This window comes from Azonexus sp. GW821-FHT04F04 (assembly GCF_059420025.1).
Genome location: NZ_JBWKSX010000006.1, coordinates 183,566 through 202,136 on the forward strand (window position 1 = coordinate 183,566; position 18,571 = coordinate 202,136).

Annotated in this window: 16 protein-coding genes; all 16 read left to right on the forward strand. The window is 51.6% G+C overall.

The features are described from left to right. Positions 1 to 34: 34 nt before the first annotated feature. On the forward strand, positions 35 to 2,146 hold the full coding sequence (gene prsK / locus AC07TV_RS13600) for an XrtA/PEP-CTERM system histidine kinase PrsK (protein WP_494648902.1): 2,112 nt from the start codon (positions 35 to 37) through the stop codon (positions 2,144 to 2,146). After that, positions 2,143 to 3,501, forward strand: coding sequence for a PEP-CTERM-box response regulator transcription factor (prsR, locus tag AC07TV_RS13605; RefSeq protein ID WP_494648903.1), 1,359 nt, complete (start codon positions 2,143 to 2,145; stop codon positions 3,499 to 3,501). Before prsK ends, prsR begins: the two co-directional genes overlap by 4 nt. Before the next feature lie 25 nt (positions 3,502 to 3,526). Beyond that, the gene (prsT, locus tag AC07TV_RS13610) at positions 3,527 to 6,301 is read left to right on the forward strand and encodes an XrtA/PEP-CTERM system TPR-repeat protein PrsT (protein WP_494648905.1); all 2,775 of its coding nucleotides are present in this window, start codon (positions 3,527 to 3,529) and stop codon (positions 6,299 to 6,301) included. 42 nt (positions 6,302 to 6,343) lie between these two features. Continuing rightward, positions 6,344 to 7,624 carry a nucleotide sugar dehydrogenase gene (locus tag AC07TV_RS13615; RefSeq protein ID WP_494648906.1) on the forward strand — a complete coding sequence of 427 codons (1,281 nt, stop codon included), beginning with the start codon at positions 6,344 to 6,346 and terminating at the stop codon, positions 7,622 to 7,624. Positions 7,625 to 7,634: 10 nt separating this feature from the next. Then, a complete protein-coding gene (locus AC07TV_RS13620) occupies positions 7,635 to 8,543 on the forward strand; it encodes a lytic transglycosylase domain-containing protein (protein WP_494648907.1) in 909 nt (302 codons plus the stop codon). Between the two features lie 29 nt (positions 8,544 to 8,572). Further along, on the forward strand, positions 8,573 to 9,304 hold the full coding sequence (locus AC07TV_RS13625; protein ID WP_494648908.1) for a S1 family peptidase: 732 nt from the start codon (positions 8,573 to 8,575) through the stop codon (positions 9,302 to 9,304). A gap of 780 nt (positions 9,305 to 10,084) precedes the next feature. Beyond that, on the forward strand, positions 10,085 to 10,390 hold the full coding sequence (locus AC07TV_RS13630; protein WP_494648909.1) for a hypothetical protein: 306 nt from the start codon (positions 10,085 to 10,087) through the stop codon (positions 10,388 to 10,390). A gap of 291 nt (positions 10,391 to 10,681) precedes the next feature. Continuing rightward, a complete protein-coding gene (locus tag AC07TV_RS13635; RefSeq protein WP_494648910.1) occupies positions 10,682 to 11,596 on the forward strand; it encodes an HprK-related kinase A in 915 nt (304 codons plus the stop codon). After that, positions 11,572 to 12,627, forward strand: a complete 1,056-nt coding sequence (locus AC07TV_RS13640) for a nucleotidyltransferase domain-containing protein (protein WP_494648911.1) — start codon at positions 11,572 to 11,574, stop codon at positions 12,625 to 12,627. The genes AC07TV_RS13635 and AC07TV_RS13640 overlap by 25 nt, the downstream gene beginning before the upstream one ends. A gap of 288 nt (positions 12,628 to 12,915) precedes the next feature. After that, positions 12,916 to 13,239, forward strand: coding sequence for a DUF2917 domain-containing protein (locus AC07TV_RS13645; RefSeq protein WP_494648912.1), 324 nt, complete (start codon positions 12,916 to 12,918; stop codon positions 13,237 to 13,239). Further along, the gene (locus AC07TV_RS13650) at positions 13,236 to 14,201 is read left to right on the forward strand and encodes an alpha/beta hydrolase family protein (protein ID WP_494648913.1); all 966 of its coding nucleotides are present in this window, start codon (positions 13,236 to 13,238) and stop codon (positions 14,199 to 14,201) included. Before AC07TV_RS13645 ends, AC07TV_RS13650 begins: the two co-directional genes overlap by 4 nt. Before the next feature lie 125 nt (positions 14,202 to 14,326). Next, positions 14,327 to 15,571 carry an MFS transporter gene (locus AC07TV_RS13655; RefSeq protein ID WP_494648914.1) on the forward strand — a complete coding sequence of 415 codons (1,245 nt, stop codon included), beginning with the start codon at positions 14,327 to 14,329 and terminating at the stop codon, positions 15,569 to 15,571. 135 nt (positions 15,572 to 15,706) lie between these two features. Continuing rightward, positions 15,707 to 16,081 carry an EthD domain-containing protein gene (locus AC07TV_RS13660; RefSeq protein ID WP_494648915.1) on the forward strand — a complete coding sequence of 125 codons (375 nt, stop codon included), beginning with the start codon at positions 15,707 to 15,709 and terminating at the stop codon, positions 16,079 to 16,081. Positions 16,082 to 16,439: 358 nt separating this feature from the next. Further along, positions 16,440 to 16,835 carry a GFA family protein gene (locus AC07TV_RS13665; protein WP_494648916.1) on the forward strand — a complete coding sequence of 132 codons (396 nt, stop codon included), beginning with the start codon at positions 16,440 to 16,442 and terminating at the stop codon, positions 16,833 to 16,835. Positions 16,836 to 16,924: 89 nt separating this feature from the next. Further along, on the forward strand, positions 16,925 to 17,383 hold the full coding sequence (locus AC07TV_RS13670) for a cupin domain-containing protein (protein ID WP_494648917.1): 459 nt from the start codon (positions 16,925 to 16,927) through the stop codon (positions 17,381 to 17,383). A gap of 270 nt (positions 17,384 to 17,653) precedes the next feature. After that, complete coding sequence (locus AC07TV_RS13675) at positions 17,654 to 18,457, forward strand: dienelactone hydrolase family protein (RefSeq protein WP_494648918.1); 804 nt, start codon at positions 17,654 to 17,656, stop codon at positions 18,455 to 18,457. The last annotated feature ends 114 nt before the right edge of the window (positions 18,458 to 18,571 follow it).

Below are 18,571 nucleotides of genomic sequence, written 5' to 3' on the forward strand. Positions count from 1 at the left end.
CACGCTCATCTGTGATCTGAAAAGTCCGAGTTGTATGGAAATCACAAGCGCAGCCCTGTTTACCTCGAGCTTTGGACTTGCCGTTTTCGGCTATCTGGCGCTTTGGATCTACCTAATCTCATTTGGCAAGAATTGGCGATCCAGTATCCACACGAGACGGATGGTTTGGGTTGCCATTTTGTCGGCCTTGTGGGCCTCTGCCGGACTGTTCTATTCCTTTAGTGGACATGCGCTGGCACTTGTTACCGCTTTACTGGCTGATGTCGCCAAATACGGTGCCTGGTACGTTTTCCTGGTGACACTGCTTGCCCCAGGCAGCCACCCTGATACCAAACCTATTCTCCCATCCTGGCTACCTGCCACCTGCTGGGTTTTGGTCATAACCGGTATCGGTCTCCAATTTTCAGTAGTGCTTCGCTTGATATCGACCGAAGAATGGCTACGTGCGGTGATTTTTCACGGTCTGGCAGAAGCCGTAATCGGACTGGTTCTTGTCGAGCAACTGTTTCGCACCGTCTCCGAGGATTCGCGCTGGAATGTCAAGCCGCTATGCCTTGCCCTGCTCTTCCAGTTTTCATTTGACGTCTATCTGTTTTCCGACGCGATGATGTTCAGCCGCATCGATGGAGATGCACTGATTGTCAGAGGTTTTGTGCACGCTATCACTATCCCTTTGCTTATGTTGGCGACCGATCGAGCCAGGGACTGGACATCAAAGATTCACCTTTCACAGAAGGCAGCCTTCCATTCGGCCACACTCCTTCTTGCTGGACTCTACCTGCTTTTTACAGCAGCCGTCGGCTATTACGTCCGCTATTTCGGAGGAGAATGGGGACGCGCATTCCAGTTGGCCCTGATTTTTGCCGGACTGCTTCTTTTGGGCGTACTGCTGGTTTCCGGATCGATGCGCGCCAGAATGAAAGTTCTGGTTGGCAAACATTTTTTCCGCTACCGCTACGACTATCGTGAAGAGTGGCTACGGTTTACGCACGCGCTTACCGTACAGGACTCACCGCAGACCATGGGACAACAGGTTATTCGCGGTCTGGCCAACATGGTTGAAAGCCCTGCCGGCACGTTATGGCTTCGAGAAACAAGCCATCTGACTTTCAGACAAAGTGCTCGCTGGAATCTCCCGGAGTGCCTCGCCGAAGAGCGGCAAGACTCATCTCTCTGCCGATTCCTCCTCGCCAGCGGCTGGGTCATTAATCTCGAAGAATATCGATGCTACCCGGCTCGCTACGGCGATCTTGATATTCCAGAATGGCTTTCCGACCAGATGAACGCCTGGCTGATAATCCCTTTGATGACCGGTAGCGATATGCAGGGCTTCGTCATTTTGTCCAGTTCTCGCACACCAATTAATGTTAATTGGGAAGTCAACGATCTGTTACGCGCCGCAGGCTGCCAGGCTGCAAGCTTTCTGACCCGCATGCAGGCAACCGAGGCTTTGCTTGAGGTCCGCAAGTTTGACGCATTTAACAAGATGTCCGCCTTTGTTGTTCATGACCTGAAAAACATTGTGACGCAACTTTCACTGATGCTTAAAAACGCAGAACGCCACAGCGACAATCCAGAATTCCAAAAGGATATGCTGATGACAGTAAATCATGCCGTCGAGCGCATGCGTCAATTGATGATGCAGTTGCGTGAAGGTGCTACTCCCCCTGGAGGCATCTGCGGTGTTAATCTTGCTGATGTCATTCAGCGTATTCAAAAGGACAAAATGAGTCAGGGAAGATCGATCGAAGTTCACGTTCAGGATCGATTAATAGCACGTGGACACGAAGAACGCCTGGAAAGGGTCATTGGCCATCTTGTCCAAAACGCCATTGATGCATCACTCCCCGGCGATCGCGTCTGGACATCGCTCGAACGCCGCAACGACAAGGCTGCAATTCTGGTAGGCGATAACGGACATGGCATGACGCAGGAATTTATCCGGGACAGACTATTCAAGCCATTCCAAAGCACCAAAGATGCCGGAATGGGAATTGGCGCCTACGAAAGCGCCCAATACGTTCGTGAATTGGGTGGCGACATGCAAGTTGACAGCGAACCTGGCAAGGGTACGCGGATTACCGTGACACTTCCGCTATTCGTCATTCGTACCGAATCCGATCTGCGCGCGCAGGAAGCCGCATGAGTACAGAAAAACCCCGCGCCCTGCTGATTGTCGAAGACGATCTCGCACTGCAAAAGCAACTTCGGTGGTCCTTTGACCAATTTGAGACGTTGACCGCTGCTGACCGTGAAAGCGCCCTTGCGCAAATACACCGTCACTGCCCAGCAGTTGTAACGATGGATCTTGGCCTTCCTCCCGATGCTGACTCAGTTTCCGAGGGATTCAGATTGTTGGAGCAAATCCTGGCATCGGCCCCCGACACAAAGGTAATCGTTCTCACAGGTCAGAATGACAGAGCCAACGCACTACGGGCGATTGCCCTCGGCGCTTATGATTTTTTTGCCAAGCCGTTCGAGCCGGAAATGCTTGCGCTGACGATTGATCGAGCTTTTCGACTCCATGACCTGCAGCAGGAAAATCGTCGACTTCTGGCATCCCAACATCCGCCAGCACTTGCTGGCCTGCTGACGCGTGATGCAGGCATGCAAAAAATATGTCGGACCATAGAAAAAGTTGCCAGCAGCAGCGCGACAGTACTTCTCTTGGGAGAGAGCGGAACAGGCAAGGAATTGCTGGCACGTGGCCTGCACGAATCATCGCCCCGCTGTAACGAGCGCTTCGTGGCCATCAATTGCGCAGCCATTCCGGAGAACCTGCTGGAAAGTGAATTGTTTGGCTATGAGAAGGGTGCGTTTACCGGTGCCGTAAAAACGACCCCCGGGAAAATCGAAACTGCCAACGGTGGCACGTTAATGCTTGATGAAATCGGCGATCTGCCCCTTCCTCTGCAGGCGAAATTACTGCGCTTTCTTCAGGAACGCGTCATTGAGCGCCTAGGGGGACGTTCGGAAATTCCTGTGGATGTTCGTATCGTCTGTGCCACACATCAGGACTTAAAAACAAATATCAGCAATGGCAGCTTTCGCGAGGACTTGTATTATCGACTTGCCGAAATTGTGGTCCAGATCCCTCCATTGCGTGAACGTAGGGGGGACCCTGCATTGATGGCCCACGCTTTTGTGCACCGATTCGCAAACGAGCAGAAGCGTGGCAGTATGACCCTTTGCGAAGAAGCTATTCGAGCAATAGAGGCAAATCGATGGCCCGGCAATGTCCGGGAACTGGAAAACTGCATCAAGCGCGCAGTAATCATGGCCGACGGTTCCCGTATTACCCGTGAAGATATTGGTTTGGAGAACGAAGCCTCAAGCGAGATCGAATTCATCGATCTACGTAAAGTACGTGACGAGGCTGAACGGCAAGCTATTGTTACCGCATTGGGACGTGCCAATGGCAATCTTTTGCGTACATCCGAAATATTAGGTATCAGCCGGCCGACGTTGTACGACCTGATGCATCGCCTTGGCCTGAAGTAACCCCTCTCCTGTGAAGAAGACAATCATGAAAATGTCGCGTTCGCTTGTACCGACCGTAATCTCTACGGCCCTTCTGACGATGATGCTGGGCGCCTGTGGTGGCGACTCGCCAGAAAGCCTCATCTTGTCCAGCAAGGACTATCTAGCCAAAAACGATGCCAAGGCCGCCGTTATCCAGTTGAAAAATGCGCTGCAGAAAAACCCCAACCTTGCCGAAGCCCGCTTCCTGCTCGGTTCGGCGCTACTTGAAAGCGGTGACGTTGCGGGCGCAGAGGTTGAACTGCGCAAGGCGCTGGAACTCAAACACTCTCCGGATGCCACTATCCCTCTGCTGGCTCGCGCCATGTTGGCAGGCGGCAAGGCAAAAAAATTGGCCGATGAGTTTGGCCAGACCAGATTAACTAACGGGGAACCTTTAGCATCCCTAAACACGACCCTAAGCGCGGCGTATGCATCTCTAGGCAAGCGCGACGTTGCCAGAGCGCTTCTTGCCGAAGCCCTTTCCTCAAGCCCAAATTATGTTCCTGCGCGATTAGCTGACATTTTGGAAACTGCCGCAAACAATGACCTCGCTGGGGCTCGCTCAAAGCTTGATGCACTATTGAACCAAAATCCGAACAATCCCGAAGCGCTTCTGATCAAGGGCAACCTTCTCGACTTTGATGGTGACACGGCTGGAGCTCTGGCCCACTATCAGAAAGCCATAGACGCAAAACCCAGCTTTCTGAATGCTCATTCAGCAGCCATTGGAACTCTCCTCAAGGCAGGCAAGATCGATGAAGCGGCCAAGAAACTCGATGTCTTGAAGAAAATTTCCCCCAAACACCCGCAAGTCTACTTACTTGATGCTCAAATCAACTATCAACGTAAAGACTACAAAACTGCTCGTGAGTCCGTCCAGCAACTGCTGAAGATATCTCCCAACAACCCGGGCAACCTCCAGATTGCTGGTGCCATAGAATACCAATTGGGCTCCTACATACAGGCAGAAGCCTATCTGGCCAAGGCTCTGCAGTTAGCACCGGGGCTCCCGCTGGCCAGGCGCATTCTGGTAGCCAGTCACTTGCGTACAGGCCAATCGGGCAAGGCACTGGAAGCCCTTCAACCTGTGCTGGGTCGCATTGATCAAGACTCCGCTCTACTCGCTCTTGCCGGCGAAGCCTATTTGCAACAGGGAGACCCCAATAGGGCTGCCGAATACTTTGCCAAAGCCAGCAAATTGGAACCGGAGAATGCTGCAAACAAGACATCCCTCGCCTTGGCACATATGGCCCAAGGCAGCTCCGAAATCGCATTTCAGGAGCTGGAACAAATATCTGTTTCTGACAAAGGCATATCTGCCGATCTGGCGTTGATCGCCGCCCTCCTACGCAGTAATCAACTGGACAAAGCCTTAAAGGCTCTTGATGGCCTAGAGAAGAAACAGCCGAATAATCCGGCAACATATAACCTGCGTGCCCGCACTATGCTGGCCAAGAAGGACACGGCGGGAGCCCGCCAAAGCTTCGAAAAAGCCCTTTCGATCGACCCAATGTTTTTCCCTGCTGTAGCCAGTCTGGCCACGCTGGATTTGCTCGACAAGAAGCCGGAAGATGCTCGCAGGCGCTTTGAGGCAGTGATCAGTGCCGACCCCAAGAATATGCAGGCACTACTCGCTTTGGCTGAACTCAAGGCAGCCAACGGCGGCATGCCAGACGAAGTCTCCTCGCTGATCAGCAAAGCAATCAGCGCAGCCCCCAGCGAACCGGCTCCCCGACTCGCGCTAATTCAATACTATCTCAAGCTCAAGGAAAACAAGAAGGCGTTGACCGCTGCCAATGAAGCTACTAGCGCCATCCTGGACAAACCGGAACTGCTTGATGCACTGGGTCGTACCCAACAACTTGCTGGTGATTTCAATCAGGCACAGACCACCTACGGAAAACTTGCTTCCCTTCAACCAGCCTCACCATTGCCATTGCTACGCATGGCAGAAATCCAGTTCGCAAATAAAAACAAGGAAGAAGGCATCAAGAACCTCAAGAAAGCCCTTGAAATCAAGCCAGATATCGTGGAAGCACAGCGCTCACTGATCTTGCTAGCCATGGAAGGCAAGAATACGAAAAGCGCAATCGACATCGCCCGGATGGTACAAAAGCAGCGACCAAAGGAACCCGTCGGCTATGTGCTGGAAGGCGACATTCACGCATTTGGCAAAGCTTGGCCCGAGGCGATCACTGTTTTTCGAAGTGGTCTGAAAGTGGTTGCAGCCCCGGAACTCGCCATCAAGCTTCACGGCTCCTTGCTTGCTTCTGGAAACACAGCAGAGGCAGATAAGACAGCTGGCGCGTGGCTAAAAGACCATCCAAAAGATGTCGCCTTCCGGATGTATTTGGGTGACCGTGCTTCAGCACAAACGAATTTTGCCCAAGCCGTGAATCATTACCAGGCAGCATTGGAACTCCAGCCAGATAATGCACTGATACTTAACAATATCGCTTGGGCATCAGGCCGAGTGAAGTCTCCAAAAGCGCTCGAATATGCAGAAAAGGCCAATCAGCTTGCCCCCAATCAACCTGCATTCATGGACACTCTGGCCATGTTGCTCGCCGACAAGGGAGAAACAGCCAAAGCTGTTGAGCTACTCCGCAAAGCGCTAGCATCAGCACCTCAGGCTAGTGCGATTCAGCTAAATCTGGCCAAAGTCCTGATTGCATCAGGCAAGAAGGATGAAGCGCGCAAGGAGCTGGATGCGCTGGCAACAATGGGCGAAAAATTCCCGAACCAGACCGAAGTCAGCCAGTTGCTCAAATCCCTTTGATATTGATTTTCGGAATTTTTTTAGATAGATACAGGATTCATCATGACAACAATTGCTGTAGTAGGTCTGGGATATGTCGGGTTGCCGCTGGCAGTGGAATTCGGTAAGAAATTCCGGACGATCGGCTTTGACCTCTCACAAGCAAAAATTGACAGCTACAAACACTACATCGACCCAACGGGCGAAGTTAGCACCGAAGACCTCAAGTCGGCGACTCAGCTAACAGTCTCCACCGATGCAAGCACCCTGCGCGAGGCAGATTTCGTCATCGTAGCTGTACCTACGCCGGTAGACGATGCACATCAGCCAGATTTCAGCCCGCTCGTCGGCTCTTCAACGACAGTTGGCCGCAACCTTAAACAGGGTGCCATCGTGGTGTATGAATCGACAGTCTACCCTGGAGCAACCGAAGAGGTCTGCATCCCGATTCTCGAAAGAGAGTCCGGCAAGACCTGGAAAACTGATTTCTTCGTCGGCTATTCGCCCGAACGTATCAATCCGGGTGACAAGGAGCGCACTGTCACCAAGATCGTCAAGGTGGTGTCTGGAGACACGCCAGCCACGCTTGATAAGGTCAAAGAGATCTACGGTAGCGTAATCACAGCGGGGGTCTACGCAGCGTCCAATATCAAGGTTGCTGAAGCAGCCAAAGTCATCGAAAATACCCAGCGAGACCTCAACATTGCACTGATGAACGAACTGGCGATCATTTTCGACAAGATCGGCATCGACACGCTTGAAGTGCTCCAAGCAGCCGGCACCAAGTGGAATTTTCTACCGTTCCGTCCTGGCCTGGTTGGTGGCCATTGCATAGGCGTAGACCCCTACTATCTGACGCACAAGGCCCAGAAGCTTGGTTATCATCCGGAAGTCATCCTGGCCGGGCGGCGCATCAATGATGGCATGGGCAAGTTCGTCGCCGAGCAGACTATCAAGATGCTTGTCGGTGCCGGCCACCCGATCAAGGATCAGCCGATCATCGTGCTAGGCCTGACCTTCAAGGAAGACTGTCCCGACCTTCGCAATTCCCGAGTTATCGATGTAATTCGAGAACTTCAATCCTACGGTGCCACGGTAGTAGTACATGACCCGGTTGCTGATACTGCTGAGGCCCATCATGAATATGGCGTTGACCTTGTCAATTGGGAAAGTCTGCCCAAGGCTTCCGCTATTGTTGTTGCGGTCAATCACAAACAGTACAAGGCCCTTACAACCAGTCAATTCACAGCTAAACTGAAACCGAATGGCGTGATTACCGACGTCAAGAGTATGTTGGACTACAACGCTTTCGTGGGTACCGGTGTAACGGTCTGGCGTTTGTAAGGGGAAGTTGATGAAGCACTCAAGGATTACTACTGCTGCACCTTTCCCTTGGGCGCTTTGCGCACTGATTGTTGCCAGCATGTTTTACAAGCCAGCTATCGCCGACACCAAAGCAATCAAAGAACAGGCGATGGCGTTGCGCAATGAAGCGAAATTATTTGAACATGGTGATGGCACCCCGCGAAACCCTGCAAAGGCAGTCGAGCTTTATTGTGAGGCAGCACGACTCGGCGACGTTGAGGCGCAGTACAACCTTGGTTGGATGTACGCTATGGGTCGTGGCATAGAACGTGACGATGCAACAGCGGCTCTCTTCTTCACGATGGCGGCCCAACAAGGCGATATGCTCGCTGAGCGTATGCTTCGCCAGGTCGGCACACCGATCACCAAAGCTCCAGCCTGCCTCTCGGATCCAGAGCTGAACGACACCGACGGTGATGACATCGTCGCCAAGGCAACACCGGAACATCGCAAGGTGATGGATCTTGTTCAGAAGTTAGCTCCCGAATACGGTGTTTATCCGCGCTTGGCCATGGCCATCATTCGCGCTGAGTCGAATTTCAACCCAGAAGCCATCTCGCCCAAGAATGCCCAGGGCCTGATGCAATTGATTCCCGAAACCGCAGAACGCTTCAACGTCAAAAAGCCCTTTGATCCCGAGCAAAATATTCGCGGAGGACTCGCCTATCTGCGATGGCTGCTGGCCTATTTCGAGGGCAATATCCCATTGGTAGCCGCAGCCTATAATGCAGGTGAGGGCGCAGTAAACCGCTACGCTGGTGTTCCACCCTACGCAGAGACCAAAGGCTACGTGAAGCGCATCCGCGAGATATTCAAACGCGAGGATCATCCATTTGATCCTGGCGTGACGAGCCCCTCACCAGAATTACCCAAAATTATCTCACGCAGGTTGATGTGAGGTGGTTGGCCGGAATTTGCCGATGTTTATTGGCCGGTCAGGCTATTCTTGGGACAATCGCATCTGCAGCCGATCTTACCGACACCATTGAGCGGATCAAACCGTCAATCGTCGTCGTGGGTACCTACAAAAATACTAGCAGTCCCCAGTTTGTCATGCGTGGTACCGGATTCGTGGTTGGCTACGGAAATCTGGTAGCTACCAACGCACATGTGCTAACAGAAATCAATGACCCAGACGCGCCCGCCTTGGTAATCCGGGCGCGGACCGCGAATGGTGAGCCGCAGATTCGGCGAGCTTTGCTGGCTAGTCTGGACAAAGAGCACGATCTCGCTGTTTTACGCATAGAAGGATCTGCCTTGCCGGCAATGAAACTCGGAAACTCTGATCAGGTGCGCGAGGGGCAGTCCATTGCTTTTACTGGCTTTCCACTTGGAGGTGCCCTAGGCTTTTCTCCTGTTACCAACCGCGGCATTGTGTCGTCAGTAACCCCAATTGCACTGCCCGGTGGAAATGCCCAGCAGATCAACGAAAAGCTGATCCGCAAGATCAGAAGCGGAACGTTCAACATCTTGCAGCTTGATGCTACAGCCTATCCAGGCAATAGTGGTAGCCCAGTCTACGATACCGAGACAGGCGAAACTCTCGGTGTCATTAACATGGTATTCATAAAAGGCACGCGCGAGGCGGCGTTGAATCAGCCATCGGGAATCAGCTATGCAATCCCGGTGAACTACCTCCTGGAGTTGCTAAAACAATAAGGTATCCGTAGCCCAATCAGACCTACAACCGTCCCTCCTGTTTTGCACACCAAAGGCTGGCTTTCTGAGAAGTATTTCCTCACCGCTATTGCATATGCACTTTAGACTTCAAACAATACAGTCGTTTATTCCTACGTAACTTATGTGTCGGAAAATTTTACACGCCCACTGACGAGAGGCTGTTCTATCCTGTAAATATTCGTAGAATACCGCGCCAATACTGGGTCCATAGCCAAAACATAAAAGCCGGCTTGAATTTTGCTTTTTAGTTATGCATATAAACCTATGACCCAGAACACCTAGGTCATCAGCAAAAGTAATATGGAGCAAAAAATGCTGCAAGATAAAAATACCGGGTCACACGAGCCCAATATGCAAAACGATTCAGACAGCGCCTCCAGCGTAGAGGCCGTTAGGTCACGTCGGAAATTCGTTGTTAGTGCAACAGCAGCCCCCGTCCTCATGACGGTTGCGGGAAGGTCCGCATTGGCGTGCCAAACGGTCCCCAAAGGGCTTTCATTTGCCGCTTGGTGCTCGGTAAACCCAAAAGGGAAGAGCACTCAGAGCACATGCGTTTCCCATACCGTTTCTGGTCACACACCATGCAAACCGCCATACGCTTGGACCCCAAAGAAAACGGGAACGTGCTTTGAAGTGGCTTGGCCGGACCATCCGGAATGCAAGCCCTTTACATCTTGCAAGCAACGCTATACCGATAGAAGAGGCAAAACCGCCTATCGGGATAAATCATGGGCAGGACCTAGCGGAACCTACCAAGACATGTGCCATCACTTCACCGAAACTTCGCTCACAGATGCCGGTTGGAATACAGGAACAAAGCTCTCTTGGCTTGATGGCAGTCGCTCGATTGCCAAGATTTTGATTGACGAATCACGGGTTCCTGGAAGCACTGGTAATAAAGCCGAGTTTTGTGCGGCTTGGCTCAATGCTCACAAATACCCCGGAACCTATGCACTCAAGCCAGAACATGTCCGAGAGTTGTGCGCCACTGGGAAAATCGGAACAGGTGGTTATGTTTTAACCCCTGAGGAATGCAAAGCGTTCTTGGAACAGACCCGCGCCTAAATTGAGCCAAGAGCAGTTGGCCCCCAGGCTTTCGGGACGAGCAGACTGCTTAGCCGTCACGTTTGACAGCGAGGCCGAGACAGTTCTCCTTCTGCCAAACTCAGGAGAGGTATTGCTTTGTGCCACTCAAGCCTGGGAGGAGGTAGTCGACTCCGGTATTTTTTCAAATAGCTCAGCAGAAGGGTTGGAGTTATCTGCTGATGCCGAAAATCTGCTGGCTACGCTTGATCGCTTAGGTATTGATCTCGGGTAATTCTTTTCGAGACCGCGTTTTCTGGTCACAATGCACTCATGCCATCTAATTTACTGAGTGCATTCACACTCGATTCGATCACCGACGCTCTATCTCAAGAAGGCTTGGTGCTAGACGTCACTTCATATCGCTGCCGAATCCGTTCAGATCTCGCAGCAGCCTTAGCTAAACCGCTCCTATTGCTTTACCAGGACTACCCCGCCTACCTCGAGCATTCGGGGTTCATTGACTTTGACATCGAACTCAATAGCAAGCGTACAGGGTGGCTTGAGAAAAATGTCGAGTTTAGTTGGGACGGACAGACCCCTTTTCCGGCCCTGCCCTTGAATCAGGTTCATCCCCTCTTTGAGTGGGGATTGAATTGGTGCATATCGACACTCGCCGGTGAAGATATCGTCATTCACGCGGCCGTTCTGGAGCGAAACGGAGGAGCTCTAGTGCTCCCGGGCGACCCAGGCTCCGGAAAAAGCACGCTAAGCGCTGAACTCTGTCTTTCCGGATGGCGCCTGCTCTCAGATGAACTAACGATCATTTCACCAATAACTGGCCAGGTCCGGCCCATGCCTCGCCCAATCAGCCTCAAGGACGCATCAATTGGCATTATTCAATCGCGTTTTCCGGATGCGACGATCACTACACCAATTGGCGACACACGCAAGGGTGACATCGCTTACGTGCGCCCGCCAGTAGCGGCTATCCACCGGTGGTCGGATGAAGTTCCCATTCGACACGTCATTTTTCCGCGATATTCTGCCGCGTCCCCTCTCGACTCTTTCGTACTTACGAAGGCCAGAATGCTTTCAAAACTTCTGGACAATACATTCAATATCGGAGTTTTCGGAACATCCGGTTTTGCCGCACTTGCTGAAGCTGTCGTCGACTCGATAGGTTACGAGGTCAAATATGGCGACTTGTCGGAAGTCGCAGGATGGATAGATACGACATGCCGGTAAGCCGCTTGCCAACCATATTGGGAAACCCAACTGGGATTAGCCGCATCAGTGGAGAGCAATGGAACGCAATCCTTCTACATTCAAGAAAAACTCAAAGTTTGGGACAACTGGCCTCGCGACTAGACTCAGCGGGTTTTCTCAACGAGGTTCCGCCAGCAGTACTCAGGCACCTTAATCTGGCGAGAACGACAGCCCAACGTCGTGCTGATGCAGCCCGTTGGGAAATTGATGTCATTCGCCGAGCGATACACCCTGGCACGCCGGTCATACTTCTTAAAGGCTGCGCCTATCTGGTGGCCAATGACCCGAATGCAGACGGACGTCTTTTTTCTGACATTGACATTCTTGTGCCTCGCGCATCTCTGGGAAAAGCAGAGGCTGCCCTGACTGCTGCAGGCTGGATGCCCAGTACCGTCGATGCCTACGACCAACACTACTATCGCGATTGGTCACACGAGGTTCCACCCATGGAGCATGTCCGTAGACATACCGTTGTAGACCTTCACCACGCGATTAATCCCCCCATATCGCGCTATAGCATCCCCACTGAGTCACTACTGGAGCACCTGGAAGAGATTGCCCCTGGAATACACATTCTGGGCTCAGCAGATCGCGTAATTCACTGTGCGATCCACTTGCTTCAGGAAGGGGAAGCAAGCAAGGTTTTCAGAGATCTCTATGACCTCTTCCTTCTTATTGAAACCAACTACCCCAAGGGGACCAAACGAGATGAATTGTATGCTCGCGCCGAATCGCTTGGACTTCGTCGACTAGTTTCCGCGGCTATCAACGCAGCTGAAGTAGTTTTCCAAACGGAGACTACTTCTTCCCCCTCCACGTGGCTTGCGAAGATACTCATTGCGGTAGCATCCGGGAGCTCACCACAAACGGGGAACTCTTACTCTATTCAAATCAGCCGTTTTGCCCTGCTCGCTCAATCGCACTGGATGAAAATGCCGCTGGGCATACTAATTCCGCATCTGTTAAGAAAAACACTTCTGGCGTTCATTCCGAATCGTGACCCCAGTTAGGTAAAAGAAAGAACTTGGGCACATGCCAACGAAACGGAGTGATTTCCGCTCACCGAATTCCTTGTCGACCAGGTAGTGCACCTGCTCACGTCGTGATGGTGCACTCACCACATTTTTCGCAAGACCGAAAAATTGACCAAGGACTTGGTATTTATCATTTTCACATTCCTTTTTCGAATGTTACTGCTCAATAAAGTCGATTGAGCTGCAAAAGAACCCAACGTAACGTAATTCCTCAGTCCGGCAACTCCTACCCTCCGGGATATCAGCCGAATTTTGGGGAATATCATGATCATCCAGTGTGAACATCTCCGCGTTACATTGAAGCGTGGTTCGACGTTTGAATTCGCCGGCGCTTGCGGAAATAAACTGATCTGTGTGACCGGCACGATCTGGGTCACTCAGCATCACCTAAGTAACGACTGGGTGCTGCAGTCCGGTGAGTTTCTGACCATCGAAAACCCCGGCAAAGTTGTCATATCAGCATGCAGCAATGACAGCGCCACATTTTCCGCGCGGCAACGCTTGAATGAGCACGGAAAGAGTTGCATCAATCAAGTCCGAAACCCCGGAAGCAGCTTCCCGTCGAGAAACACAAGGGCGGACGCATGAGCACTCATTTTGATGAGCCGCAAAAATTTCTTGTCTCTGCTGTCGACGGGTACCCCCTAGATGCGTCTGCATGGATTAGCCAATCAGAGACATTTTTCACCAAGCGACCCGTGGTAATTATCAACCCGGCGACATCTGTTCATAGTCGCTATTACAACCATTTTGCTAACTATCTGTACGCTAACGGATTCGATGTCGTTACCTATGACTACCGTGGCATCGGAAATTCGCGCCCCAACACCTTGCGCGGGTTCGACGCGAGCTGGATTGACTGGGGGACTCAAGACTTTGAAGGCATTCTGCGATTTGTTGCCACGAAATTTTGCGGACAACCCATACATGTAGTCGCGCATAGCGTGGGTGGCTTTCTTGTTGGTCTCGCCGAATCGAATCACCTAGTCAGCCGTGTATTTACCATGGGGGCTCAGTTTGCATACTGGAAGGACTATGCGCGCCCTAGACGCCTGGCGATGTTTTGGCGCTGGCATGTCGTTATGCCGATATTGGCTGCAATCTTTGGGTATTTCCCCGGCAGCCGCCTAGGCTGGCTCGAAGATACCCCTCTGGGTGTTGTTCGTGATTGGACGGCACGTCATCCTCGCTTTGAGGACGCCTATCAAAATGGACGTCGAGCCATGCCATTGGAACGTCGACAACAGCTTGTCGAACGCTTTTCACAAATGAAAGGCGAGACGCTCGCACTTTCAATTACGGATGATGACTTCGGCACCATTCCAGCCATTCATCGTCTTTTAGATTATTTCATCAATAGTCCTGCCACCCATTTGCGTGTTGCCCCGAGCATGCTTGGGCTCAAGCAAATTGGGCATTTTGCATTCTTCAACAACCGCTTCAAGGAGTCGCTATGGCGCATCCCCCTGTGTTGGTTGCGTGATGGTCAAATACCCAAAGACGCACCCGGTCAATTGATCACAACAGATGATGCAACACGAGCTCTCTGATTAATAGCTGACATTCCCTCAGGTAATGCCAGGCGACCGCGAATTCGTTTGAACGGGAACCGGGATGCCTTTCTAATCGACCTCAGTCGCATACGCCCCGAAAAAAACAGGTACCACCAGAGAACATGAGCAACAAAACCGAATCGTCATATATGGCAAATGGCTGGCACCGTCAGCCGTGGGTATTCGTCGTTGCAGGTGGCTTGATCATGGGGCTGGCCCTCGGCATTCGCCACGCGACCGGAATTTTTCAGGTTCCAATAACAATGGACAACGCCTGGACGCGCGAAGTCTTCGGCTTTTCCATCGCAATACAGAACCTGATCTGGGGTTTGGCTCAGCCATTTACCGGCATGTTGGCAGATCGCTTTGGCTCAATGCGCGTCATTATCGCCGGCCTTGTTTTTTACGCTGTTGGCCTCGCCCTTATGAGTATTGCTATCACCCCATTGGCCTTCACACTCACTGCAGGCTTGTGCATAGGTATTGCACTTTCCGGTACGTCGTTTGGCGTGATTTATGGCGCACTCAGTCGCATGGTGACGCCTGACCGGCAAAGTTGGGCACTCGGCTTGGCCGGCGCGGTTGGCGGGTTCGGCCAATTTGCCATGGTGCCACTAGCCCAGGGGCTGATCAATTCATTGTCATGGTCAGGGGCTTTAGTAGCGTTGGCAGTAGTTTGCGCAATGGTTCTACCGTTGGCCTTGCCGTTCCGCGAAAGTGCGTCGCCCGCACCAGTTCTTGGCGCTGATCAGACAATGCGCGAAGCACTGACTGAAGCATTCCAGCATCGTGGATTCTGGCTACTGAATCTGGGCTTTTTGGCCTGTGGCTTCCAATTAGCCTTCATTGCCTCACATTTACCGGCCTACCTGTTGGACAAAGGAATGTCGGGCAACGTAGCCGTAGCTGGATTAGCGATCATTGCCCTAAGCAACGTGGCGGGTACATATTGCTGTGGTGTGCTCGGTGGTCTATTTCGGCGCAAATTCCTGCTCTCCGGAATTTATCTGGTGCGCTCCCTGGTAATGGCTCTATTCGTCCTGATGCCTTTGACCATCTGGAGCCTATATCTCTTTTGTGCCGCGATGGGCTTCATCTGGTTGGGTACAGTTCCGCTGACAAACGGTCTCGTCTCGCAGGTTTTTGGCGTGAAATACATCACTACGCTATTTGGCTTTGTATTTTTTGGCCACCAAGTGGGTGCGTTTCTTGGCGTTTGGCTGGGCGGGTATATGTTTGATGTGACCAAATCGTACGATTTGATCTGGTTCATTGGAATCGCCCTGGGTGTCATTGCCGCTGCCCTGCATTTCCCAATTAATGACAATGAACTGCCACGGCTCAACATTGGCTATCAACCATCATGAGTTCATCGATAGCGATCCGTGCTGCAGGACTCTCAACAGGATTGACCGCTTGTTACCTAGTTTTCCTGACATATCTCAACCCGGACAACGTCTGGATTTGGTCAACCCTGTGGTCAATTTGTAGATAGGTCGGACATGATCAAAATTTCATTCTGCCTTCGGCGCCGTGCTGAGCTCACACATGAAGAGTTTTTGGACTATTGGAAAAATGAGCACGGGTCATTAGTTCAGCAACACAAAGCTGTCCTTCGTATTGCGCGCTACATCCAGTTTCATGGCGACTTCGGTCCGATGACATCGAAATTGATAGCCTTCCGCGGCACCCCCGAACCTTACGATGGTATTGCAGAAATTTGGTACGAAAGTCGTATTGCGCTGGAGACGCTGGGGCAAGACCCTGCAGCACGGACAGCCAGCCGACTTCTTTGGGAAGACGAAAAGCGCTTCGTCGACCTTGAAAGCTCTCCCATCTTTGCTGGTGATGAGATAGAGATGGTGCGCACGCTATGAGTAATTCTGTGGCCACGCCCCAGTCCAACCCTGATTTCAGCGATGAAAAGGTTGAAATGCAATTTGTCTTGATTGTCCACGAGGTTGAGTCTTATTCAGCATGGAAGATCGTTTTTGACCGTGCCTCTGGTATCCGAAAGGCTGCAGGGGAAATCAGTTACCAATTACTTCGTTATGACAATGAACAAAACACTATTGTCCATTTTTCACAATGGAGCTCATTGAAAAATGCGAGAAACTTCTTCGAGTCCCGTGCGCTGCAAGCCATTCGGCGCGAGGCAGGTGTTATAGCCCCCAATTTCATCTACTTGAATGAAATAGAGCAAGACCCTATAGCGTTATCCCTGAGGAGCATCCTATGCACAAAGGTAGCTGTCTATGCGGAGCAGTTAAATACGAAATTGATGGCGAACTTGGACCCATCGTGTATTGCCACTGCTCGCGCTGCCGAAAGGCCAATGGTTCTGCATTTTCGGCAGTATCGCCGGTCGCCTCTTCTGATTTTCACATAGTGAAAGGTCAGGAACATTTACGCAGCTACCGAAGTGCATCTGGTGTTCATCGCATTTTTTGTGGAATTTGCGGCTCACCAATCATTGGCAAACGCGAAAACCTGTCGGAAACAGTTCGAGTACGAATAGGCACTTTGGATACGCCGAGCTATGCCAAGGTTTCCGCACACATCTTTGTGAATTCAAAAGCAGAGTGGGACAACATTCATGATGATGCCCCTCAGTATCAAGAGCGGCCCTAGGGTAAAGCTCTTCGCACAGCAATTGCTGCACAAATTACCGGGTTTTCCGAAAACCCAAAACCTGTAATGTCTATGAAAAAGGCTAGGCCATGAATCCAAGTGCAAACGAACAAGGAAAAAATTTCAGCGTGGCGGACATTGGCGGCATTGACGCCTGGAAGAGCTACACAGCAAAGATCAAGGCGCTACCGAGCGTTGAAGTTCCAGGAAAACTATTTCTAAATCCGATCCTCGGTTTGACCGGAATGGAGGTGTCGGTGAATTGCTTACCTGCTGGGGCAGCCGTGCCCTTCTACCATAAGCATCATCTGCATGAAGAGCTGTATCTTTTCTTGAAAGGAAGCGGAGAGTTTCAAGTTGATGAACAAATCTTCCAAATTCGTGAGGGCACAGCTCTTCGCGTATCTCCGGACGGCGAGCGGACTTGGCGCAACAACTCTAAGGAAGACCTCTTTTATATTGTGATTCAAGCCACGGAGTTCTCAATTGCTGCAGATGGCACTGAGGACGGTTACTCCGTTCAACGCAAAGTCGTTTGGCCAGTTTGATGAGTGGTCGAACGGATACTGCTGGACAGGACCCGAAAACACCAAAGAAAGATTATTTCTTTAGAACGAAACCATGAAGTCGCAAATAGAAAAGTCTGAAGAATTTCAAAAACTGCACCGTCAAGGTAACTGCTTCGTCATCCCCAACCTGACATTCCCATGGCGCATCTCAAAGTTAAAAATTCTCATTTGAGAATTGGAATGTGATGTCGTCCAATGAATGCCATGTCGTCAAACCTTGAAGGATTGATATAGATGGCCAGACAAAGCATGAATGACAAGGACTCCCTTGAGGACTTTCTCTCACGGGAAATCTCGTTCAACGAGATATCAAAGATGGTCTATGTCATGGGGAATGGCCCTGCTGTCATCGTGATGCCTGAAATGCCAGGCATCAGTCCCCAAATTGCGCGCTTCTGTCGCTGGGTCAGAGATGCAGGATTTACTGCCTATTTGCCATCACTATTTGGCATCGACGGCGATGTACCGACAGCTGAAGAGGGGTTGGCTGTCTTTAAAAGAGCTTGTGTCAGCGCGGAATTCAGAGCGTTGGCGGCTAACCAAACCAGCCCGGTCACCGTCTGGCTGCGCGCCCTGGCAAAGTTTGCCCATGAGGAGTGTGGAGGACCTGGTATTGGTGCAATTGGAATGTGTTTTACCGGTAACTTTGCGCTAACCATGATGCTTGAGCCGGCAATGCTCGCACCGGTCCTTTCGCAGCCCTCCCTTCCCATGAACGAACCGGACGGGCTTGAAATATCCCCTGAAGATCTGACGGCAGTGAAAAGTCGTCTTGACCGCGAGGATCTCACGGTCTTGGCGTATCGCTTTCAGGGTGACCGATATTGCACTGCGCAGCGATTCGCAGCCTACTCAAATGCCTTGGGCGACCGGATCATTACCAAAGTCCTCCCTGACAACGCTGCGAACCCATCCCCGCCACCATTTTTTGAGAAGGTTGTTGGCTGCCCGCATAGCGTCGTTACTGCCCATCTCATTGATGAAGCCGGTCAGCCTACAACGCAAGCGCGGGATGAAATTCTGGCCTTTTTTGCTCAAAGGCTTCTGCCTTGAGCGTTCGTTGTTGCGAGGTGAAAAATGGCATGCCATGATCAATTCGCACCTATTGTTTCTTAGCCTCTGGGCGCCTATTCGTTAATGACTGCGTTGAGGTTTTGTTGAACGGTC